This is a genomic window from Parafrankia discariae, from assembly GCF_000373365.1.
Classification (GTDB): Bacteria; Actinomycetota; Actinomycetes; order Frankiales; family Frankiaceae; genus Parafrankia; species Parafrankia discariae.
In genome coordinates this window covers 119,781-141,790 of record NZ_KB891219.1, presented here as the reverse complement: position 1 = coordinate 141,790, position 22,010 = coordinate 119,781, and the positions used below count along the sequence as shown (strand labels likewise).

Below are 22,010 nucleotides of genomic sequence, written 5' to 3'. Positions count from 1 at the left end.
AGCGCCCGGCCCCCCGTCAGCGCGACCCCCGTCAGCGCCCGGCTGTCAGCTCAGCGCCTCGCCGCACAGGGCCATGGGCATCTGGACCTGGAACGCGTCCGCGGCCGGGGACACCCGGACCACACTCACGCAGGCGGTGGGTGAGGACTTCACCGCGAGGTCCACCGGCCTGGGCAGCAGGCCGTCGGCGTCGTAGTCCGCCACCTTGCGCAGCGCGGCGATGTAGCCCGCACGGGTGGGGCACGGACCGGCCTCGGCCAGGCCCCGCAGGAAGAGGTCGGCGGTCATCCAGCCGACCAGGCCGGTGGTCTGCTCCCGGCGCTCGATCTGGGGGGCGTAGCGCGACATCGCGTCGAGGTAGCGCTTGTGCGCCGGGGTCCCCGCCTCGAAGGGCACGAAGTCGACGAGGAAGAAGCTGCCCGCCAGGCCCTGTGGACGGCGGTCGAGCAGGCCGGGGTCGTACCCGATCGGCACCATCACGACCTTGACGGTCGCCCCGGCCTGCCGGGCCGCGGTCGCGACGTCCGCGAGCGCCTGCGGGGGCACCACACCGGTGATCATGTCGGCGTTGGCCGCGCGGACCCGGGCCGCGGCGGCGTTCAGGTCGAAGCCGGTCGGCGTCCAGTCGATCGTGTCGACGACCTCCACCGAGCCCGCGCGCAGGCTGTGGCCGATCCGCTCGTCGATCTGCCCGGAGGCGGGGATCTGATCGGTCCGCAGCAGGACCGCCCGGGTGGCGCCGTGCGCACGGGCGAACACCCCGAACACCGAGTTGCCGAGCTGGCCGCCGAGGACGTTGGAGTAGCCGAAGGCGTTGTCGCCGCTGGCGGTGAGATCCTGGCCGATGGTCGGCACGCCGCGCTCGGCGAGGTAGCTCACCGCCTCGGCCGCGATACCGCTGGTCCCGACGATCGCGAAGACCTGGTCCCGGTCGACGAGCAGTCGGGCGCCGCGCAGGGCGCCGTCGGACGTCGACTCGTCGTCGCGCCAGTCGTACCGCACCTGCCGGCCCTCGACGCCGCCGGCGGCGTTGACGACCCCGAGCCTGGCGTCGATGCCGGCCCGGAACGCGCGGGACAGCGGCGAGCCCGAGCCGGTGTCCGGGTAGAGGGCTCCGAAACTGACCGCGCCGGAGGTGACCCCCGGCGTCGGCGCGCACGAGGCGGGGGCCCCGGACGTCTCGTCGGCGCCGCCGGCGACGCACCCGGTGAGCAGGATCGACCCGGCCAGGCCCAGCCCGGCGGCGACGGCGGCGATCCGCCGCGGTGGGCGGCGCCGGCGCGCCCGGTCGGCCCGCGGCACGCCGACCGGAGTGAGCCGAGTGACCGGGCCGACCGGAGCGACCGGGCCGACCGGGCCGGCTTCTGGCGCGCGCCCGGTGGGAGTCGGTCGGGTCGTCATCGGCTCTCCTGATGTCCGGGCGCCGCGACAGGTGCGGGCGCCGCGATGCGCGGGCGGGCGGAACCTCCTGGGCCGGTCCCGTCCGAACGCGGCTCCGGCACACCGTGCGGGCGGTACACCGGGCAGCCGACGCACCCGGAAAAGGGGTATACCGGGACACTAGGTACGGCTATGGGCAAACCGACTCGGCAAACCGTACAACATCACGGCAGCCAGGCCCAGCGACCGCGACCGGACCGGCCCGCGCCGGCCTCTCAGTCCGCGGGCCCGACCGGGCGCGGACCCGCCAGCGAGGCCCACAGGCCGACCCGGGCGAAGTAGACCTGCTGGATCACCTGCAGCCCGACGAAGGTGACCACGGACAGTGCGGACCCGAGGGCGGGAACCGCGTCCACCGGCAAGGTGAGCGCCATCGCGAGCCGCACCGCGGCGTCGGCGAGCATCCCGGCCGCCCACAGCCCGGTGGCGAACCGCCAGGCCCGGCGGAACACCGCGTCACCTGCCCAGTGGACATCCCAGGAACCGACGTCGAACCTGGCCCCCCACGGCGTGCGGCCGAGCATGTCGCGGGCCAGCACGAAGGCGAGTGGACGGCGCGCCAGGAACGAGCCGAGGAACACCAGGCCGATCGCGGCGGTGAAGAACGCGCCCTTCGCCAGCAGGAACCGCGGGCTGCCGGTGATGGCCGAGATCAGCACGCTCCCCGCCAGCACCGCCAGGACGAAGGCGGCGAGCGCGTCGACCCGGCGGTGCCGGACGATCTGGTGCAGGCCGAAGACGGCGGTCGGCACCGAGGCGAGCAGAAGCGCCGGGCCGGGCGCGCATCCCACGCCGCGGAGCAGGTAGTAGGCGGCGACCGGAACGACCAGGTCGACCGCGATGGCGGCGATCTCCCGGCCCGGCGTGGAACGCGGCGCCACGGGCTCCGGCCGCGCCTCGGGTGGCTCGGCCGCGCGTGCCGGCTCGGCTGTCACGGTGGGGCCGGCCCGGAATCGGCGCGGGTCGCGCGTTCGAAGAGGGTCGCCAGCTCCCGCGCGTAGGCGGCGACGTCCAGCGCGGGGTCGCCGGCCAGCAGGAACGTCGGGCCCCTCACCGAGCGCTGGATCGTCGTCGCCATGACCCGGACCAGGTCAGCGGCGCGGGCCGGAGGCGACGACCACCGCCATCGACGGGGCCCACCAGTAGCTGCAGTCCGCCGGCGGCCGCAGGCCGTCGACGACCCGGACCGAGAACGTCTCGAAGTGCTTCAGCAGCGCCCGCTGATGCCGGCGGGACAGCGAGTCGATCTCGTTCGAGTAGTAGGTGAACGACCCGTCGTCGGTCAGGTGCGCGGCGGCGTGCGGGAAGAAGTGCTCGGCGAACGTGGCGTCACGCACCACGTAGTCGTCCACCTCGTGCTCGTCGAGCGGGTAGGTGTCGAACAGGATGCCGTCGAACCGGCCCAGCCCCGGTAGCGCGTCCTGCCAGCGCCCCGGCACGATCTCGACCCCCCGCCGCCCGTCGGCCCCGGCCCAGGCGCGCGCCGTGCCGGCGACGTCCGCGTTCGCCTCGATGATCGTGTGGGTGGCCGGCCGCAGCTCCTGGACGAAGCCCGCCGAGATGCCGAGGCCGAAGCCGACCTCACACACCGAGCCGCCGGGGCGGGTGGCCGCGCGCGCCAGCGCCAGCATCAGCGGGCGTTCCCAGGTCTGCATCACCTCCTGGCCGGAGACGAGCAGGGTCCCGTCGGCGACGGTCGGGGTGGCCTCGTCGACCGCGGTGTCGATCTTCGGACGGGTCACGCCCGGGACCATCCGCGGGGCGACCTCGTCGAGCGCGCCGATGTCGGCGACGAAGTCGTCCAGCGCCCGGCCGAGCAGCCACTGTCGCGGCTCGTCAGCCACCGGCGCCAGCAGCGTCTCCGCCGTCGGGGTGAGCGTGACCTCGAACTTCGCTGCACGGCGGAGCACGTGACCTCCCAGATCGACATCGTCGGGGCGAACCGGCCGGCGGCCCGCGCGCACGAACGCACCGGCGACCGGCCGGGATGCACGGTATCCGGCATCAGGCACCGATCCGACCGGTTCGGTCGGGTCCGCGCGGCGAACAGGCCTGCCAGACCTGGGATCTCGCCAATCAGCGTGCCGTAGGATCGACTCGGTGCGGTGTGCACTGATGATCTTTGTTGAGTGACCGCTGTCGATCGAGCGGCCGGCGGCACGCGACGATCATCGGTGTGGCTCGCGGGTCGGAAGATCGGCGGGTGGCGCACTGGCCGACCGGGTGGGGGCGGCGCTTGGGTCCGGCGCGCCGGACGGCGGCGTCGGGCCCGCCCGCGCCGGGTCGTCGACCTCGGCAGCCCGCGGCTGCCGTGACAACCGCAGGAGTGGGGCCGCGTGACCGGAGCTACACCACCACCGGTGTCCGGGAACACCGCGCGCCCGTTGCGGTCCGAGGACCCGGTACAGCTCGGCGCCTACCGGGTGGTGGGCCGACTCGGCCAGGGTGGGATGGGTGCCGTCTTCCTCGGGCAGGCGCCGGACGGCACCGCCGTCGCGATCAAGGTGATCCGCCCCGAGCTGGCCTCCCGGCCGGAGTTCCGCGCCCGCTTCGCCCGTGAGGCCGAGAGCGCCCGCCGGGTCCGCCGTTTCACCACCGCGGCCGTGCTCGACGCCGACCCGAACGGGCCCCAGCCGTACCTGGTCACGGAGTTCGTCGAGGGCCCGACGCTCTCCCGTCACGTGGCCGCGCGGGGCCCGATGCGGCCGGCCGATCTCGAACAGCTCGCGGTCAGCGTCGCGACCGCCCTGTCGGCCATCCACGCCGCCGGCATCGTGCACCGCGATCTCACGCCGGCCAACGTGCTGCTCTCCCCGGTCGGCCCGAAGGTGATCGACTTCGGGCTGGCGCGTGAGTACGACACGATCAGCGACCTGTCCCGCAACGTGAAGCAGGCGATCGGCACCCCCGGTTACATGTCACCGGAGCAGATCCTCGACCTGCCGATCACCGCCGCGGTCGACATCTTCGCCTGGGGATCAATCATGATCTTCGCGGCGACCGGGCACCCCCCGTTCGGGCAGGGCCGGATGGAGGCCGTCCTCTACCGCATCATCAACGAGCCGCCGCAGCTCGACGGCGTGACCGGCGAGCTGCGTGATCTGGTCGAGCTCGCGATGGGCAAGGATCCGGCCAGCCGGCCGAGCGCCGAGGAGCTGCGGGTCTCGCTGATGGGCGGGGTGGCGATCCCCGACCGGAACGCGGCGCCCGGGTCACCGGGCGGCGCCGAGGGCACGGCGGAGGCGTCCCGCGGTCGTCGCTGGTCCCGCGGCGGGCGCCGCGACCGCTCGGCGGCAACCCCGGGAACCGCCGGCGGAGCGGCCGCGGGCAGAGCCGGTCTGAGCGGGCCGGTCGGACCAGGCGACGCGACCGGAGCGGGCGGCCCGGCCGGAGCAGGTGCCGGCGGAGGCGCCGCCGGGAGCGGAATCGGGGGCGCGGGCGGAGGCCGTGGCGGGAGCGGAACCGCGGCGGCGGCGCACGGGCCGCTGACCCACGCGCCCCGGGCCGGTGCCGGGCCCGCGCTGGGCACCCCGCCGCCGGCCTCGTCGTTTCCCGGCGTCTCCTCGCCGGGTTCCGCCCAGCCCCGCACACCGTCGGGACCGATCTCCCAGCCGCCTCCCTACCCATTGTCTCCCGCGCCCCACGGCCAGGGCGGTCAACCGGCCGGCGGGCCGGGAGCCGGTGGGCGGGGGTGGCCCGGAGGGCCGGCGTCCGCGGGGCCGCTCGCGCAACCACCCGGGTCGTCCGGGCCGGTGTCACCGGCGCCGGGTGCCCCGACCGGATCGGAGGAAGGCGCCGGAACCGGTCCGCCGCAGGGCGCGGAGTCCGGGCCCGGCTCCAGGCGCCGCACCATGGTCCTCGCCGGGTTCGCGGCGCTGCTCGTCGCCGCCGTCGTCGTACCGGTCGTCGCCCTCGGCGGTGGCGGTGGCGGCGATGACGTGTCGAGCGCGGACCGCGAGGCCGTCGCCGCGCGCCTCGCCGCGACCGCCGCGGCCAGCCGCGCGCAGGACCCGGCGCTCGCCGCGCGGCTGAGCCTCGCCGCCTACCGGATCGCGCCCGTCCAGGCCGCCCAGGACGCCATGGTCGCCTCGTTCGCCGGCGCGTCCGCGGTGCGCACGCCGGCCTCGGCCGTCCCCCATCAGGATGTGGCCCTCAATCCCGCCGGCACCGTCCTCGCCGCCACCGGCGCGGACGGCGCGTTGCGGCTGTTCCACCTGACCGACGGCGGCGAACCGACTCTGATCAGTGAACGCCCCTCGGACGATTCCTCCGAGGGCATCGCGTTCACCGGCGACGGCGCGCGGATCGCGACCGGCGGAACGCAGAGCGCGGCCCACCTGTGGAACGTCACCGATCCGGCGAACCCCCAGCAGGTCGCCCAGCTGGACGGGCTGTCCCGTCCCGTGCAGGTGGCGTTGTCCGCGGACGGCTCGCTGCTGGCCGCCGCCGCCGAGGACGGCACGTTCGGCCTGTGGAACGTCTCGAACCCGGCCGCGCCCGTGATGCTGCGCCTCCAGCTCAGCAACACGGTGATCACGGACATGGCGCTGACCCCGGACGGGAAGCTGCTGGCCACCGCGGGGATCGGTGGTGATGTCCAGTTGTGGAACATCACGGACCCGCGCAAACCGAGCCGGGTGGGGGTGGCGTCCGGAGCGGTCGGCGCGGTGAACGCCGTCGCTTTCAGCCCGGACGGCCGCCGGATGGTCACCGGTGGCGACGACCGCACCGTGCGGGTCTGGGATGTGGGCGACCCGACGGCCATCCACCTCACCAGCGAGCTGCACGGCCACACCACCCCGGTCAACGCCGTCGTGTTCGGTGCCGGCGGCCAGCCCGTCAGCGGTGACCAGGCGGGTGTCGTCGCCTACTGGGACATTTCGAGTTCCGCGCCGATGGTCCAGGTGGGTGCTCTGAAGAGCCCGGTCCTCGCCCTGGCGACGGACGCCGCGGACGACCGGCTCGCGCTGAGCACCGAGTCCGGGCAGGTCTCGGTGTGGTCGACGGACGCCGCGAAGCTCACGACGATCGCCTGCGCCGACCCGGGCGCCCGCATAAGCCGGGCCGAATGGGATCAGCGGATCAGCGAGCTCCCGTTCCGGGACCCGTGCACCACCTGATCTCCGCCACCACGTGATCTCCCCCACCGACTGATCGACGACGCCCCCGCGGGAACGCGACAACCTCGCGGGGACGGCGAAGGGCGCCCGCCGCGGGCATCGGGTGCCTGCGGCGGACGCCCTTCGCGGCGAGCCGGTGGAGCCGATCAAGCTGTGGATCTGTGGATCTGTGGAGCTGTGGAGCTGACGGAATGGAACCGAACCGCGCGGATCAGGCCGGGACGGCTGGCACGCCCTTCGTCAGCTCGTCGACGCGGGCCACGTTCTCGTCGATCGTGCTCTTGGTCCGCGGGACGTAGTGCGCGTCGAAGGCGATCTTCTCGCCGTTCTCCATGTAGTAGCGCATGAAAGCGGCGGCCGCGGGCTTCTGCAGTGAGTCCTTGCGGGCGTAGACGAACACCGGCTTGCACAGCGGGAGGTAGAACCCCGTTCCGGCCGTCACCGCGTTCGGCTCGACGCAGCCCTCACCGTTGTCGATCTCCAGGCCCTTGAGTCGGGGCCCGAAGGTCTCGAAGGTCGGGAAGTCCAGGAAGCCCATGGCCAGCCGGTCCCCGGCGACGTCGTTCGCGACCCCGCTCAGGTCGGTCTCCTGGTACGGGCGGGACCGGGAGCTGGAGTCGTTCACGGTCGAGTTGAACACCTGCGCCTGGACGGTGTTCCGGGACGGCCCCACGAACGTGATCGGCTCGTCCGGGAAGGACGAGTCGATCTGGTTCCACCGGTTGATCGTCGAACCGGCGTCCCACACCTTGCGCACCTGGTCGAGGGTCATGCAGCGGGCCCAGGTGTTCTGCGGGTTCACCACGATCGGCAGGGTGTGGTGCGCGACCTCGAAGCCGACGATCTGGTCGGCGCACCCGGGGTCCTTCGAGAAGGACGGGTCGAACTCGAAGGACGCGCCGGCGATGTCGATGTCACCCGCGCAGAGCTTGGTGAAGCCGTCCTCCGTCGTCGACGCCTCGACGTTCACCGTCACGTTCTGCTGGACCTTGCGGAAGCCGGCGTAGGCGGTCTCGGTGATCGGCGCGACCTCGCTGGAACCCGCGACGAGCACCGTGTTGGGTCCGGGGGTCGGGGCGGCGGGCGGCGCGGTCGTCGCCGCGGGCGGCGACAGCGTGGCGGCGGGCGCGGCGATCGGCACGATGCCGTTGGACGGCGTGTCGTCGCCACCGCCGGTCAGCACGATGCCCAGGGTGGTGCCGGCGGCGACGAAGACGATCGCGGCGACCGCCGCGGCGATCGTCGCGCGCGACCAGCCGCCGAACAGCCCGCCACGCGGAACGGCCCGGGTGCCGGCGGAACTCCCACCGGCGGAGCTCCCACCGAACGTCCCGGCCTGGGACGGTGTCGGCGCGGCCGACCGGGGATCATGGCCGCCGGCGATCCCGGTGACTCCGGTGACTCCACTGGCCGCGGACGCTTCCGTCGTCCCGGACCCGCCGGGCGTGGCCACCGCCTGGGTGCGGTCACCGCCGGCCGACGAGCCGGCCGCCACGGTGTGCGCGGCGTCGCCGTAGGGGTACGGGCTGCTTCCCCAACCACTCTGGTACCCGGCTCCGGACGGGTCCCCAGTGGGAATCGCGCCGGTGGGTGGCGGTGTTCCGGGGCCGCCGCGGGAGATCAGGGTGTCGTCCGCCGAGCCGCCGTGGCGGCCGATCGCCGTGGCGTCGGGGTCGGCGGCGGGCGGCTGCCCCGTCCGGTCGGGCCATGAGGTGTAGCCCAGGCTGCTGGCGCTGACACCGGCGGCCGCTCCGCCGAACACCGCCCCGCCGGGGGGAACCAGCCCGCTGGACGTGTCGCCGTCGCCGGCAGCCGACCGGCCGCCGGTCGACGCCACGGCGCCGGGCGGCAGGCCGGCCGGCGGGACCGAGCGCAGGGGCGGGACTGAGCTCAGCGGCGGAGCGGAGAGGATCGGCGGGCTGCTGTCCGGTGGCCGGATGACCGAGGTGACCTCCTCGTGGGAGGCCTGCGCGGCCAGCCGCGCGGCGATCAGGGCCGCGCCGGTCGCGATGTCGTCGTCCGAGCCGTACTCCCAGCGGGTGACGGCCGGGAACGCCGCCCGCATCTGGGCGGCGACGATCGGCATCCGCGCCGCACCGCCGTAGAGGAGCACGGAGGAGAGGTCCTCGGGGGTCGCCTCGCCCGTGCGCAGGGTCCGCCGGAACGCCCGGACCGTGTCGTCGACGACCGGCGCGACGAGGGTCTCCAGGTCGGCGCGGCGCAGTACCACCGACGTCGCGGGCCGGCCGGGGAGTTCGAGGGCGACCTCGATCTCGTCCTCCTCCGCGAGGTACTCCTTGGCCTGGGCGCACTCCGCGCGCAGCCGGGCGAGCGCCGCGCCGACCGCGGGGTCGGCGCGGTCGAGCCGCTCCCGGCCGGCGCCGGCCTCGGCCAGCACCCGCTCGACCAGCAGCTCGTCAAAGTCGGCCCCGCCGGCGTGGTTCACCCCGACCGAGGTGCCCAGCTGCTGGAACCCGAACGGGCTGAACGACAGCACCGCCGCGTCGAAGTGCCCGGCGCCGAAGTCGTAGACGCCGACGAGGTCGACCGTTCGGGTCCCCGAGCGGCGGGCGAGCAGGGTGCCGATCGCGTCGGCGGCCGCGCAGGTCGTGACGGGTACCGAGACGTCCGAGAGGTGGCTGACGGCGGAGGCGAACACCTCGCGGCGGTGCGCGGGCCAGGAGGCGGGATGGGCCACGACTATCTGCTCGGGCTCCTCGCCCCGGGCCGCGACGACCTGCCCGACCAGATGGCCGACCAGCCGGGCGAGCAGCCCGTCCGGGCTGTACGCGGCGCCGCCGACCAGCAGGTGGCCGGGCTCGCCGAGCCGGCGCAGGAACCCGCGGGCGGCACGGTCGGGATCGGTGCGGGCCCGCCGCTCCGCCGCGCGCCCGAACAGCACCCCGCCCGTCTGCGGCATGTACAGGACGGACGGCACGGCTCGGGTGCCACCCAGGCTCAGCACGGCGGGCCAGCCCCCGTCCGTGGCGGCGACGATTGTGGTGGCCGATCCGACGTCGATGCCAAGCTGGTAACCCACTGGTCCTCCGGGTGTGCTCGTTCGCCGCCCGCCACGGCAGACGATGCACGCCGCGCGGTCCCCCGGCCCGCCCCCGATGCCCCCGACACCGTCAAAGCGCGAAACGGGTCGTTTAACAGTCAACGAAACAGGCCGACCGGCACATCGTAGGCGTACAGACCGACGTTTCCCTATCCGGTACCGGACATTGGCGCGAGGCCCGAGCCGGCGCCGGAAAGACCTTCCAGCGCGGCTCAACGCCGCTCACGTCGACCGGTCGGGCACCGCCTCGACGGCCGCCGGGGCTAACCGGACTCGAATGCCCGCAGGATCACGTCGGCGGCCAGTGTCGGCGTCAGCTCGCCGTCCTCGACCTGGCGTTCCAGGTCCCCGGTCAGGTTCGCGACCCGCGGGTCGTCATGCAGGCGGGACAGCAGCCGGTCGTGCACCATCGCCCACATCCAGTCGACCTGCTGGCGGCGGCGGCGGGCGGCGAGCTCACCGGAGGCGTCGAGGGTGTCCTGGTGTTTGAGGACCTGCGCCCAGATCGTGTCCAGGCCGGTCCGTTCCGCGGCGCTGCAGGTCAGCACCGGGGTCTGCCATTCCCGCGCGCCGCCCTGCAACAGCCGGATCGCCCCGGCGAGCTCTCGCGCCGCGCGGCGCGCGTCGAGTTCGTGCGGCCCGTCCGCCTTGTTGACGGCGATGACGTCCGCCAGCTCCAGAACGCCCTTCTTGATGCCCTGAAGCTGGTCGCCCGTCCGGGCCAGGGTCAGGAACAGGAAGGTGTCGACCATGTCGGCGACCGTGGTCTCGGACTGGCCGACCCCGACCGTCTCGACGAGCACCACGTCGTACCCGGCGGCCTCCATGATGACCATGGCCTCGCGGGTGGCCTTGGCGACGCCGCCGAGGGTCCCCGCGGTCGGTGAGGGCCGGATGAACGCGGCCGGGTCGGCGGACAGGGCCTCCATCCGGGTCTTGTCGCCGAGGATGCTCCCGCCGGTGCGGGTGGACGACGGGTCGACCGCGAGCACCGCCACCTGGTGCCCGGCCGCGGTGAGCGTCGTGCCGAGCGCGTCGATGAACGTCGACTTGCCGACCCCGGGGACGCCGGTGATCCCGACCCTGCGGGCCTTCCCCGCGTGCGGGAGCAGGGTCACCAGCAGCCGCTGGGCGGCCTCCCGGTGGTCGGATCGGGTCGACTCGACCAGTGTGATGGCGCGCGCGACCCACATCCGCGACGACGCGAGGACACCGTCGACGTACGCGGCGACGTCGACGGGCCGGCGGGCCAGTGCGGTCAAGGCGCCGCGGTGTGGCCGAGCTGGTCGGACAGCGTGGCCAGCAGTTCGATCGCCGCGTCCGCGATGACCGTGCCGGGCGGGAAGATCGCGGCGGCACCGGCGGCGCGCAGCGCGTCGAAGTCCTGCGGCGGGATGACGCCGCCGACGACGACGAGGATGTCGTCACGCTCGAGCGCCGCCAGCTCCTCCTTCAGCGCCGGGACCAGAGTGAGGTGCCCGGCTGCCAACGAGTTCACGCCGATGATCTGGACGTCCGCCTCGACGGCCTGGCGGGCCACCTCGGCGGGCGTCTGGAACAGCGGGCCGACGTCCACGTCGAAGCCGATGTCGGCGAAGGCCGTGGCGATCACCTTCTGGCCGCGGTCGTGCCCGTCCTGGCCCATCTTCGCGACGAGGATCCGCGGGCGCCGGCCCTCGGCCCGCTCGAAGGCCGCCGCGGCCTCGCGGGCGGTGGCGATGTTCTGGGCCGGCCCGGCCTCATCCCGGTACACACCCGAGATCGTACGGATCTGACCGGAGTGCCGCCCGTAGACCTTCTCCAGGGCGTCGGAGATCTCACCGACGGTCGCCTTGGCGCGGGCGGCGTCGACGGCCAGTGCGAGCAGGTTGTGCCCCAGGTCGGACGGCCGGTTGCCCTCGCGGGCCGCGTCCGCCGCGGCGGTCAGCGCGTGCAGCGCCGCCTCGACGGCCCCGCTGTCACGCTCCTCGCGCAGCCGGCGCAGCTTCTCGATCTGACCGACCCGGACCGCCGAGTTGTCGACCTTCAGGACGTCGATGGCCTCGTCCGCGTCCACCCGGTACTTGTTGACCCCGACGAGCGGCTGGCGGCCGGCGTCGATGCGGGCCTGGGTGCGCGCCGCCGCCTCCTCGATGCGCATCTTCGGGATGCCGGCGTCGATCGCCTGCGCCATCCCGCCGGTCGACTCGACCTCGGTGATGTGCGCCCAGGCCTTGCGGGCCAGGTCGTAGGTGAGCCGCTCGACGTAGTGGCTGCCGCCCCACGGGTCGACCACCCGGGTGGTGCCGGACTCCTGCTGGAGCAGCAGCTGGGTGTTGCGCGCGATGCGGGCGGAGAAGTCGGTGGGCAGCGCCAGCGCCTCGTCGAGGGCGTTGGTGTGCAGCGACTGGGTGTGCCCCTGGGTGGCGGCCATCGCCTCGACGCAGGTGCGCACGACGTTGTTGAAGACGTCCTGGGCGGTCAGCGACCAGCCGGAGGTCTGCGAGTGCGTCCGCAGCGACGTCGAACGGGCGTTGGTCGGCCCGAACTGGTTCACCAGGCGCGCCCACAGCAGGCGCGCCGCGCGCATCTTGGCGACCTCCATGAAGAAGTTCATGCCGATCGCCCAGAAGAACGACAGCCGGGGAGCGAAGGCGTCGATCTCCAGGCCGGCGCCCAGGCCCGCCCGGATGTACTCGACGCCGTCCGCCAGCGTGTAGGCGAGCTCCAGGTCGGCGGTCGCGCCCGCCTCCTGCATGTGGTAGCCGGAGATGGAGATCGAGTTGAACCGCGGCATCCGCTTCGAGGTGTACGCGAAGATGTCCGAGATGATCTGCATCGACGGCTGCGGCGGGTAGATGTAGGTGTTGCGGACCATGAACTCTTTGAGGATGTCGTTCTGGATGGTGCCGGCGAGCTGCTCCGGCGCCACCCCCTGTTCCTCGGCGGCGACGATGTACAGCGCCAGGACCGGCAGCACCGCGCCGTTCATGGTCATCGACACGCTCATCCGGTCCAGCGGGATGCCGTCGAAGAGCTGGCGCATGTCGTAGATCGAGTCGATGGCCACGCCGGCCATGCCCACGTCGCCGGTGACCCGCGGGTGGTCGCTGTCGTACCCGCGGTGGGTGGGCAGGTCGAAGGCCACCGAGAGGCCCTTCTGGCCGGCGGCCAGGTTGCGCCGGTAGAAGGCGTTCGACTCGGCCGCGGTGGAGAACCCCGCGTACTGGCGGATCGTCCACGGCTGGGTCACGTACATCGCCGGGTACGGGCCGCGCAGGTAGGGGGCGATGCCCGGGTAGGTGCCGAGGAAGTCCAGGCCGGCCGTGTCGGCCGCGGTGTACAGCGGCTTCACCGCGATGCCCTCTGGGGTGTCCCAGGTCAGGGCGTCGGCGTTCTTGCCGGTGGCCTGCTCGAGCGCGACCCGCCACTGGGCCTCGTCGGCGTCCGCGCCGATGGGTGCTCCGAGCGCGATCTCGGCGAAGTCGGGGATTGATGACATCAGGCCACTCCCGCCTCTGCGAGGGTCGTCCGCAGCACCTCGACGGCGTTGCAGCCGGTGAAGACGTACCCGCTCACGCCCGCCGCGGCGTCGGTCTCCGCGCGCGGGCCGGCCTTGCCCGCCAACCAGATCCGCGCGGCCCCCGCCGCGCGCAGCGCCTCGGCCACCGGGGCCGCCCACTCGGCGTACACCTTGTCCCCCGAGCACAGGCAGGCGACCTTCGCGCCGGACGCGGTGAACGCGGCCGCGATCGCGGCCGGATCCGTGCCGGTGCCCGAGTCGGGTGTGGCCAGCCCACCGGCCTGGAACAGGTTCGCGGCGAAGGTCGCGCGGGCGGTGAACGCCGAGGCTCCGCCGAGGGTGGCCAGGAAGACCGCGGGCCGGGCACCGGTGGCGGCGGTGTGCGCGTCCGACCGGGCGCGCAGCGCCTCGTAGTCCTGGTCGTAAGTGATGATCGGCAGCCCGGGGCCGCCGTCACCCCCGGCCGTGACGGTCGCCGTCGGCGCGGCGGGCCGCTCGGGGAGCTTCTCGCCCAGGTTGGGGAACTCGCTGACGCCGGTCAGCGGGTCGCGCCGGTGCGCGATCGCGTCCGCGCGGGCTGCCCAGGTCGCGGCGAGGCGGGCCCGCAGCGAGCCGTCCGCCAGCGTGGCCGCGATCCCGCCGGCACGCTCGATCTCGGTGAAGACCGCCCACGCCGCCTCGGCGAGCGAGTCGGTGAGCGACTCGACATACCAGGAGCCACCAGCCGGGTCGATCACCCGGATCAGGCTCGACTCCTCCTGCAGCAGCGTCTGCGTGTTCCGCGCGATCCGGCGGGCGAAGTCGTCGGCGAGCCCGAGCCTGGCGTCGAAGGGCAGCACGGTGACCGCGTCCGCTCCGCCGACCCCGGCCGCGAAACAGGCCACGGTGGTGCGGAGCATGTTCACCCAGGGGTCCCGACGGGACATCATCGCGGACGAGGTGACCGCGTGCTGGCGCTGCGCCCGCTCCGCGGGCGCGGCACCGCACACCTCCGCCACCCGGGCCCACAGCCGCCGCGCCGCCCGCAGTTTGGCGATCGACAGGAACTGGTCGGCGCTCACCGCGTAGCGGAACTCGAGCTGGCCGAGGGCCTCGGCCACGCTCAGCCCGGCGTCGGTCAGCTCCCGCAGGTAGGCCACACCGGTCGCCAACGAGGCGCCGAGCTCCTCGGCGTCGCTCCCGCCCGCATCGTGGTAGGTCCGGGCGTCGACGACCAGCGTCCGCAGGCGCGGATACTCGGCGGCGACGCGCGGGGCGAGCGCACGGGCCACGCTGAAGTCCGGCGCCGCACCGGTGCGCGCCGCGAGCCCCAGCGGATCCGCGCCGAGCACGCCGGTGAGCTGGGACGCCGGCACACCCCGCTCGTCGGCCAGCGCCAGGAACGCGGCGGACGCCTCCCCGGTGAGCGCGCCCGCCTCCAGGACGACCGGGGCGAGGTCGAGGTAGACCTCCCGCAGGACCTCGGCGAGCCCGTCGAGGGGCAGCCCGGCCGGACCGAGCCGCAGCCACAGCGAGGTGACGCCGTTCTCCAGGTCGGCGAGCACCGCCTGACCGCCGGCCTTCGGGTCGGGGTGGGTGTGCAGCGCACGAACGTCCCAGCCGTCGGTGTTGGCGCCCTGCGGGCGGCCGCCACGGACGAACGGCGCCAGCCCCGGCAGACCCGAGCCGGCCACGCCGGCGGCGTCCACGGCGTCGTACAGCGGACGGATGCGGATGCCCTCGTAGGTCGAGGTGGCGATCAGCTCCTCGGCCTCGCCCGGGGCGGTGTCCTCGCCCGCGACCCCCGACTTTCGCAGCACCCCGAGGACCAGCCGTCGCCAGTCATCCCTCGTCGAGTCCGGAAAATCGGCGGCGAGCGCCAGCTCCACCGGTGGAACGGTCATGGGACGGATCGTAGGGGCCCACGGCCCCACGAGCCCGGATTGTTCCTCCCGTCACAGCTTCCCCGGCCGGTCACGGGCCTGCCGCCAGCCATCCGGTGACCGAGGTGACGACCTTCGCCGGTGTGCGCAGCACGTCGGCCCAGGTGACCCGCCGGACCCGCCAGCCCAGATCCAGCAGCTGGTTCTGCCGCTCGCGGTCCCGGTGAAGGGCCGGCGGCAGCTCGTGGACGGCTCCGCCGTCCGCCTCGACATCGAGCATCTCGCCGGGCCAGGCGAGGTCGAGCCGGGCCAGGAGTCGCCCTGTGCCGTCGGTGACGGGCCACTGCAGGCACGGTGGGGGCACACCCGCGTCGTGGAGCAGAAGCCGTAGGCGGGTCTCGAGCACGGACTCGGCCCGGCCGTCCGCGAGCGGCCAGTAGGAGGCCACCCGACGGGCACCGGGGCGCTTCGCGCAGGCCGCGACCGCCTTGTCGAGCCCCGTCACCAGCCGGCGGTGCAGCGCTGCGTCGATCATCGCGACGGCGTCCTCCCGCGAACTGGCCAGAACGAGGTCGGCGAGGGTGCGGTCCGGCCCGGTGACGGGGATGCCGTCGAGATCGACCAGCTCGCCGGCCTCGACCGGCCCGAAGTGGCTGACTGTTCCTTCCAGCTGCCTCCTGGATCCGTGAACCGGCAGCCGCAGGTGCACCGGCTCGTCGTCGGCGGGCTGGGGAAGGCCCGCGAAGCCCAGTAGCCGGCCGGCTGTCACGCCACACGCCACCGCGCCGGGACGCGCCAGAAGCGCGGCGCGAACCCGCACCCGAAACGGCAACCGGGCTTTCGCCGCCGGGTAGGAGCCATTGACGGGTGGGCCGGGGAGATCGACAGCCAGACCGGATGGATCGGCAGCCGCGTCGGTGCTCGCGCCGGTGGCGGTCGCCCCAGGAACGGTCCGCCGCCTCGGTACGGAGTGTGGCGGCCGACCGTCAGCGGAGAGGCGGCCGCACGCCTCGTCCTCGGCGCTCGGCATGGCGCCGGGGAGGGCGTAGATGCCCTGGCGGGCGCGCAGCCACATCCCAGCGCGCACCAGGTGCCGCAGGAGATCCGGAGTGAGGCCCGCGCCGAGGGCCTGTCGGGTGGTGATCAGCCCGTGCTGGCGGCGAGCGATGTACACACAGCTTCCCAGCCCACCGTCGTGGCTCCGGTGACCCTGGCGGCTCTCCTGGCTCCCATTCCGCCGGTTCGCCGGGTAGCTCGGGGCGTTCGGTCCGTTCGGCTTCTTCGACACACGGGCACTTTCGTCCGACGGAGCGAAGACGTCCAATGGGCGAAAAGACGAAATTCGTGTGCCATTCGGAAGTTTTCGACGAGTCCCCTACTCGCCCTTTGATATCCACCTCGCCCCTTCGGGGCTGAATCCCGCCGGATTCGACCCCGAAAAGGCGAGAACGATAGCAAAGGGCGAGCGGGAGCATCGGCGATGACGTGCTTCCAGACGATATTCAGGACACACCCGGTTCACCGCATTACCGGCCCCGACTCCGGCCACCGAGCACCGAGCCACCGGCCACCGGCCACCGAGCACCGGCCACCGAGCACCGAGCCACCGAGCACCGAGCCACAGGGCACCAGCCCCGGGCACCGAGCCACCGACCCCAGGCCCCAGGGTGCGTCCGCCTCACCGGAGGCCAGGCGGGATCGTCAGCCGCGGATCAGCAGGACCAAGGCCACGACCAGACCGAGCACGACCACAGCCGCGCGCAGCGCCGGCGCGGGAAGCCGCCGGGCGACCCGCGCGCCGAGGACCCCGCCGGCCGCCGACGTCACGACGAGGATTCCGGCGTACGCCCAGGACACCTGAGCGGTGACGAGAAAGACCACAACGCCGATCGCGTTCACACCGAACGAGAGCAGGGTCTTGAGGGCGTTCGTCCGCTGGAGCTCGTCGACCAGCAGGATGCCGAGAACACCGAGCAGAACCACACCGAGGCCGGCCCCGAAGTAGGAGCCGTACACCCCCGCCACGAACACCCCGACCCGGGTGGGCCAGGTGACGGCCCCGACGGACGGTTCGCCCCTGACCGGCCCACCGGCGGCCGGCTCGTCAGCGACCAGCCCACCGGCAACCGGCGTGCGGGCAACCGGCCCACCGGCAACCGGCGTGCCGGCGACCGGCCTGCCGGCAGCCGGCTTCCCGGGCTCCCCCCGGGGGGTGGTCACCAGAGCGGCCGCCCGGCGGCGGGCGACGAGTGCGGCCAGCCTCGACTGCGCGGCCAGGAGGAGGCAGGCCACGATCACCAGGAACGGCACGGCGGACCGGAAGCCGTCCGACGGGGTGAGCAGCAGGACGACCGCGCCGACGAGGCCACCGAGCATCGCCGGTGGCCCGAGCGCCTTCAGCCTGGACGTCTGCCCGCGCAGTTCCCGCCGGTAGCCCAGCGCGCCGCCCGCGTACCCGGTGACGAGCCCGACCGAGGAGGTGATGTTGGCGGTGAGGGCGGGCAGGCCGGTGGCGAGCAGCGCCGGGAAGGCGATCAGGGTGCCGCCGCCCGCCACGGCGTTCACACCCCCCGCGAGCAGGCCGGCCCCGGCGACGAGAACAGCGTCGGCTGGTCCCACCTGACCTCCGTCCGGTCGTGACGAGCCGCTGACCGGCCGGAGCGCCACCGGGCGCGCCGGGCTGGAAGCGACGGAATCACAGTCGTCCGGACGGGTGGCCGCTGCCAGGGATTGCGACCCAGATCATGATGGGCGGGCAGGGGCGGCGGGCCGGCGACCGCCGATGATTCTCAGGCGACCAGGCCGCGAGGAAGTGGAGAGCGCCGGCCCGCGGCGGTCAGAGGTCGAACTCCTCCGGGTTGATCCCCACCGCGAAGCACGCCTCGCGGACGATCGCCTGCTCGGTCTTGTCGAAGTTGCCGTCGGCGCCGCCGATGACAATGCCGATCTGGATCACGGCGCGGGCCTCGGTCGGCTTCTTCTTGACCTTGCCGATCTCCTGGAGGATCGAGACCTTGCCGAAGTCGAAGTCGGCCTGCAGCTTGCCCAGGTAGTCGTTGAACCGGCGCTGGAGGTCGTCGGCCGGGAAGTTCGACAGCACGTCGTTCCCGACGATCAGCGACGCGACCCGCTGTCGCTCGACCGGGTCGATGCTGCCGTCAGCCGCGGCCACGAGCGCGCACATCGCCATGCTGGCGTCACGGAACGCACCGCTCTTGAGATCGTTCTTCTTCGCGTTGAGCTGCCCCTGCATGCTCTGCGCGGACTGTCGTAGCTGGTTCCAGATCGGCACCTGTGCTCCTTTGCCGGTGGCGTGTCCGGTGTCACGAGGATCCCGGCGTCGTTCGCTCACGAAGGTCGCGGGGCCGGACGCACCCGACCGGAGTCGGGCGTGCCGGGTCGGTCCAGGCCCGGTACGGGACCGGGCCTGAATCAGACAAGACTCCCACGAGGTGAACGCGCGGACCGCGGACGACGCTCCCCACCCGGCCCGTCAACACGATCACGCCGGGATCGGGTCATGCTCAGGCCCGGCCGCGGGCATCCGGCCGGGGCCGTCAGCGGACCAGCACCGTCGTCCCGATCGCGCCGATCCCCGCCGCCCACAGCCAGTCCATCGCCTCGTTCGTGACCCGGACGCAGCCGTGGGACGCCGCGCGCCCCGGCACGGACGCGTAGCCGTGTACGGCGATTCCGTCGGTGTGGAAGTACTTCGGCCGGTACAGGCCGCCGAGCGGGCCCGGGTCGACCCCGTCGACCTGCCGGTACACGTGCCAGGTACCCCGCGGGGTGTCGGCGAGGAGGCGTTGGCCGCGCACCTCGTACCAGCGATCCGTCCCGGTCGAGGTGTTGAGGATCTCGCGGACCGATCCGTCCTGGACGACGAGCAGCAGCTGGCGCGCGACGTCGACCTCCAGTGCCAGGCCGAAACGAGTCACGGCCAGCGGCCGGGGGCCCTGCCGCAGCGAGGCCCAGGTGGCCGGGCCGACCAGACTGTCACGCTCCAGGTCGCCGACCTTCTGGGCGGCGAGTACGGCCTGCGCAGTCAGGGCTCCGTAGATCCCGTTGGGCGTACCGAGCCAGTAGCCCAGTTCGACCAACCGCCGCTGGAGCGCGAGCACGGATGTTCCCCGGTCACCCGGGCCGAGCGGCCCGGGCAGGTCCATTCCGATCGCGGGAACCGGCTCCGGCGGAGCCGGCGGTGCGGGCAGGACCGGTGGACCGGGAACGACGGGTGAACCGGGAACAACAGGCGAACCGGGAACAACGGGAACAACGGGCGCGCCCGGTGGGCCGGGAACGAGAGCGAGGCCGGGACCGGCGGGCACTCCCGCCAGAACGGCGGACATCACCAGTGTTCCCGTCACCGATCTGGCGTGTTCGAAACGGCGAGATCTGCGCCGAGGATCCATACCACCCATAGCCGTATATTGCCCTGGGCTCAGTAAACGTTCTCCGCCGGGGATGTCCCGTCTTCCGCACCGACAATGCGCTGCCTGTCATTCAGAATTATGAATCAGCCGGATAGCCTTCGACATTCACGAACAAAACGGTCAGTTGGCGGCGTTCAACTGGTCGACCGCGGCGGCGGCGTCGCCGATGTTGACGAAGTCGACCGCGACGAAGGTGGGGCGCCGGCCCTGTTCGGTCTCGCACTGTTTGGACCGTGTGAGGATCCGGTCGGCACGATTCGCGACCACGGCGGCCTGCCGGCTGGGTGCCGCGTCCGTCACCCAGTTGTTGAGCAGGAGCAACGGCGATCCCGCGGCTCCCCGCAGGCGGGCACAGCCGGTCAGTTTCTCCGGGGAGTCGACCGAGAACGGGGTGTCCGACGCGTAGCGGTAGAAACTGCGCAGGAAGGTCCCGGGCAGGTCCTGGATCTCGGTGAAGACGACCAGGCGCCGGCCGGAATCGACCATCTCCCGCAGGGTGGGCCACTCGCCGTCCTCGTCGGCCGGAGGGGTGACGACGACGCGGGACAAGCCAGCCTGCGCGACCGCGCCGGCGATCTCCGGGGCGGGCACCTCGTCCTGAATGATCAGCGTCACGACCTCGGTGGGATTGCGGTCCATCCAGTCCCTGACCTTGCCCAGCTCCGTGGTCAGGTCGAGCGCCCCGAGCTGGCACAGGTTGTGGCACAGCCACAGCCCCGGCCGGGCTGACCGGGCGTTGCGGGTCAGCGGCTCGATGGCCGCCCGGGTCGAGGGCGGCAGCGTCTCGAGGACGGCGTCCACCTGCTCGGGTGTCGTCCAGTGATGGACGTCGAGCAGCAGGCCGCGCACTCCGAGGTCGAGCTGGTGGACCAGCGACGGGTCCTGGGTCGGGCCGAGGAAGCGGTCCTCGCTGGTCGCCATCGCGTTGTGGGTGGCCAGATAGGTGACCTCGTCGTACCGGCTGTCACACAGCCGGACCTGGCTGTTGCACAGCTCCCGGGCGTTCGCCGCGGCGCCCGGGAAGGCGACCCAGGTCAGCCCGATCATCAGCGGGGCGGCCACGGCGAAGCCGGCGGCGAGCCGACGGCGCCGGCCGGCCCGGCCCCAGCGCGCGGAGAGCGCCACGAGCAGCGCGCCGCCGAGGATCACCAGCCCCACCACGAGGGTCCAGACGACGATGCGCAGGTAGTCGGACTCGATGTCGGCGTACGCGTGCCGGGAGAAGTCGGCGAGCACCGCGCCGGCCCCCAGCGGCAGCGGGCCGCCCGGCTTCTCCAGGGCGAGCAGCGGGTTCGGCAGCAGCATCCGCAGCACCACGCCCAGCACGCCGGCCGCGAGCCCGGCGACGACGACCGCTCCCGCCAGCACCCGCGTCCGGGACCGGCCGCGAGCGGCGGCCAGCGCGACGATCGCCACGCAGATCAGCCCGGCGAGGCCCAGCAGCGCCAGCGTGAGGCCGTCGAGCGCCGCCGCGACGTCGTGCAGCCTGGAGACGGCGCTGATCGCCGGCTCGTCGCGCAGGTCGGAGAGGCGGACGCCCAGGTCGAGCACCGCACCGTCGGTGAGGTGGGCGCGCATCTCACCGACCGCCCGCTCGTCGCCCTCGAACAGCAGCGGGCCGACCCGGGCCAGCGCTCCGGCCACGTCGCCGGAGCGCAGGTCCGCGCGCAGGGGGGCGGCCACCGCGTCGCGCTCCGCCGGCTTCAGCCGGCCGAGCACCGCCTCGACCACCCGGTCGGTGTCCTGTGCCGAGAGTTCCATGGTGGGCAGCGCGGTGGGCGGGCGGCCGGCGACGATGTCGTCGAGCGCGTCGAGGACGGAACGGGTGAACTGGGTGACCGACTCGACCTGGTAGCTGGTGCCGGTACCGATCTCGCCCGCGATGTAGCGGTTGGCCAGGCCGGAGATGTTGCCGAAGATCGGGGTCAGGTCGACGCTGAACTCGACGTCGCCCTGGCGGGCGCGCAGGTAGTCGACGATGCGCCCGATCTGCTCGTCGGTCATCGCCTCGACCGTCGACGGTGGCAGCACCGTGCGCAGGTTCGCGGTGACCAGGCTGGGGTCGACGGGCAGGCCGGAGAGCAGGGACTCGACAGCGGGGTCGGGCAGTACCTCGGTGTAGAGGCGGTCGTAGGCGTTCGCCTCGGTGAGCGCCTGGGAGTAGAAGTCGGCACTCAGGACGGTCGTGCGCGAGGTGGAGAGCACGACGAAGGGCAGCCAGACGAGCGCCAGCAGCACGGCCAGCCCCCACTGGGCCGCCCGCCGCCGAGGGCTGTCCCGCGGGACCCGCCCCCCCGGGGCCCGGGACCACCCGGCGCCCGAGGCGCGACCGGGGCTGCCGGAACCGCCGGGGCTGTCCGGGCCCGCGGAGTCCGAATCGGCCGCCTCAGCCGTGGCGGAGAGACCGCCGTCCCTGGGCGCGGGCAGGCCGTGCCCCACAGCGGGGGTGGAACCCGCCGGAGTCTCAACCCCGGCGCCGGAAGTGGCCGCCCGCCGGCGAGCGCGCGCCCGGATCCCAGAACCCATCCGGTCATCCCCGAACTATCGCCGCGTGCCGTCACTGACGGGTCCAATTTATCCCGCCATGGGATC

General features: G+C 73.5%; 14 protein-coding genes. 1 reads left to right on the top strand and 13 read right to left on the bottom strand.

Features of this window, described 5'->3' with window-relative positions; all coding sequences use genetic code 11:
* Window positions 1-45: 45 nt before the first annotated feature.
* The 4 genes from B056_RS0117695 to B056_RS0117680 all read right to left on the bottom strand — a co-directional run bounded on the left by B056_RS0117695 (window position 46) and on the right by B056_RS0117680 (window position 3,350).
* Window positions 46-1,401 carry an ABC transporter substrate-binding protein gene (locus B056_RS0117695; RefSeq protein ID WP_018503199.1) on the bottom strand — a complete coding sequence of 452 codons (1,356 nt, stop codon included), beginning with the start codon at window positions 1,399-1,401 and terminating at the stop codon, window positions 46-48.
* Between the two features lie 254 nt (window positions 1,402-1,655).
* Window positions 1,656-2,375, bottom strand: a complete 720-nt coding sequence (locus tag B056_RS0117690) for a VC0807 family protein (protein ID WP_018503198.1) — start codon at window positions 2,373-2,375, stop codon at window positions 1,656-1,658.
* Entirely contained in the window at window positions 2,372-2,518 is a 147-nt protein-coding gene (locus B056_RS42860; RefSeq protein WP_018503197.1) for a hypothetical protein, read from the bottom strand. Before B056_RS42860 ends, B056_RS0117690 begins: the two co-directional genes overlap by 4 nt.
* Before the next feature lie 13 nt (window positions 2,519-2,531).
* On the bottom strand, window positions 2,532-3,350 hold the full coding sequence (locus B056_RS0117680) for a class I SAM-dependent methyltransferase (protein WP_018503196.1): 819 nt from the start codon (window positions 3,348-3,350) through the stop codon (window positions 2,532-2,534).
* 450 nt (window positions 3,351-3,800) lie between these two features.
* Here B056_RS0117680 and B056_RS0117675 point away from each other — a divergent pair, with 450 nt between their 5' ends.
* Window positions 3,801-6,560, top strand: coding sequence for a WD40 repeat domain-containing serine/threonine protein kinase (locus tag B056_RS0117675; protein ID WP_018503195.1), 2,760 nt, complete (start codon window positions 3,801-3,803; stop codon window positions 6,558-6,560).
* A gap of 211 nt (window positions 6,561-6,771) precedes the next feature.
* Here B056_RS0117675 and B056_RS0117670 read toward each other — a convergent pair whose 3' ends face one another.
* The 9 genes from B056_RS0117670 to B056_RS0117630 form a co-directional block, all read right to left on the bottom strand.
* Window positions 6,772-9,600: an Hsp70 family protein gene (locus tag B056_RS0117670; protein ID WP_018503194.1), complete on the bottom strand. Its 2,829-nt coding sequence runs from the start codon at window positions 9,598-9,600 to the stop codon at window positions 6,772-6,774.
* Window positions 9,601-9,884: 284 nt separating this feature from the next.
* Window positions 9,885-10,883, bottom strand: coding sequence for a methylmalonyl Co-A mutase-associated GTPase MeaB (meaB, locus tag B056_RS0117665; RefSeq protein ID WP_018503193.1), 999 nt, complete (start codon window positions 10,881-10,883; stop codon window positions 9,885-9,887).
* Window positions 10,880-13,102: a methylmalonyl-CoA mutase gene (gene scpA, locus B056_RS0117660; RefSeq protein ID WP_018503192.1), complete on the bottom strand. Its 2,223-nt coding sequence runs from the start codon at window positions 13,100-13,102 to the stop codon at window positions 10,880-10,882. The genes meaB and scpA overlap by 4 nt, the downstream gene beginning before the upstream one ends.
* Window positions 13,102-15,006, bottom strand: coding sequence for a methylmalonyl-CoA mutase subunit beta (locus tag B056_RS0117655; RefSeq protein WP_026239813.1), 1,905 nt, complete (start codon window positions 15,004-15,006; stop codon window positions 13,102-13,104). The genes scpA and B056_RS0117655 overlap by 1 nt, the downstream gene beginning before the upstream one ends.
* 70 nt (window positions 15,007-15,076) lie before the next feature.
* Window positions 15,077-16,159, bottom strand: a complete 1,083-nt coding sequence (locus tag B056_RS0117650) for a type IV toxin-antitoxin system AbiEi family antitoxin domain-containing protein (RefSeq protein ID WP_230203047.1) — start codon at window positions 16,157-16,159, stop codon at window positions 15,077-15,079.
* A gap of 527 nt (window positions 16,160-16,686) precedes the next feature.
* Window positions 16,687-17,604 (bottom strand): sulfite exporter TauE/SafE family protein, encoded by a 918-nt coding sequence (locus B056_RS0117645; RefSeq protein ID WP_018503189.1) that lies wholly within the window; start codon window positions 17,602-17,604, stop codon window positions 16,687-16,689.
* 217 nt (window positions 17,605-17,821) lie between these two features.
* Window positions 17,822-18,277 carry a tellurite resistance TerB family protein gene (locus tag B056_RS0117640; protein ID WP_026239812.1) on the bottom strand — a complete coding sequence of 152 codons (456 nt, stop codon included), beginning with the start codon at window positions 18,275-18,277 and terminating at the stop codon, window positions 17,822-17,824.
* Window positions 18,278-18,542: 265 nt separating this feature from the next.
* A complete protein-coding gene (locus tag B056_RS0117635) occupies window positions 18,543-19,151 on the bottom strand; it encodes a L,D-transpeptidase family protein (RefSeq protein WP_018503187.1) in 609 nt (202 codons plus the stop codon).
* Between the two features lie 387 nt (window positions 19,152-19,538).
* On the bottom strand, window positions 19,539-21,857 hold the full coding sequence (locus B056_RS0117630; RefSeq protein WP_018503186.1) for a PI-PLC domain-containing protein: 2,319 nt from the start codon (window positions 21,855-21,857) through the stop codon (window positions 19,539-19,541).
* Between the last annotated feature and the right edge of the window lie 153 nt (window positions 21,858-22,010).

What these genes read in the sequence shown, in the direction of transcription:
- B056_RS0117695 (WP_018503199.1), bottom strand. Translation starts at nt 1,401, where the DNA reads ATGACGACCCGACCGACTCCCACCGGGCGCGCGCCAGAAGCCGGCCCG.
- B056_RS42860 (WP_018503197.1), bottom strand. Translation starts at nt 2,518, where the DNA reads ATGGCGACGACGATCCAGCGCTCGGTGAGGGGCCCGACGTTCCTGCTG.
- B056_RS0117655 (WP_026239813.1), bottom strand. Translation starts at nt 15,006, where the DNA reads ATGACCGTTCCACCGGTGGAGCTGGCGCTCGCCGCCGATTTTCCGGAC.
- B056_RS0117635 (WP_018503187.1), bottom strand. Translation starts at nt 19,151, where the DNA reads ATGGACCTGCCCGGGCCGCTCGGCCCGGGTGACCGGGGAACATCCGTG.
- scpA (WP_018503192.1), bottom strand. Translation starts at nt 13,102, where the DNA reads ATGTCATCAATCCCCGACTTCGCCGAGATCGCGCTCGGAGCACCCATC.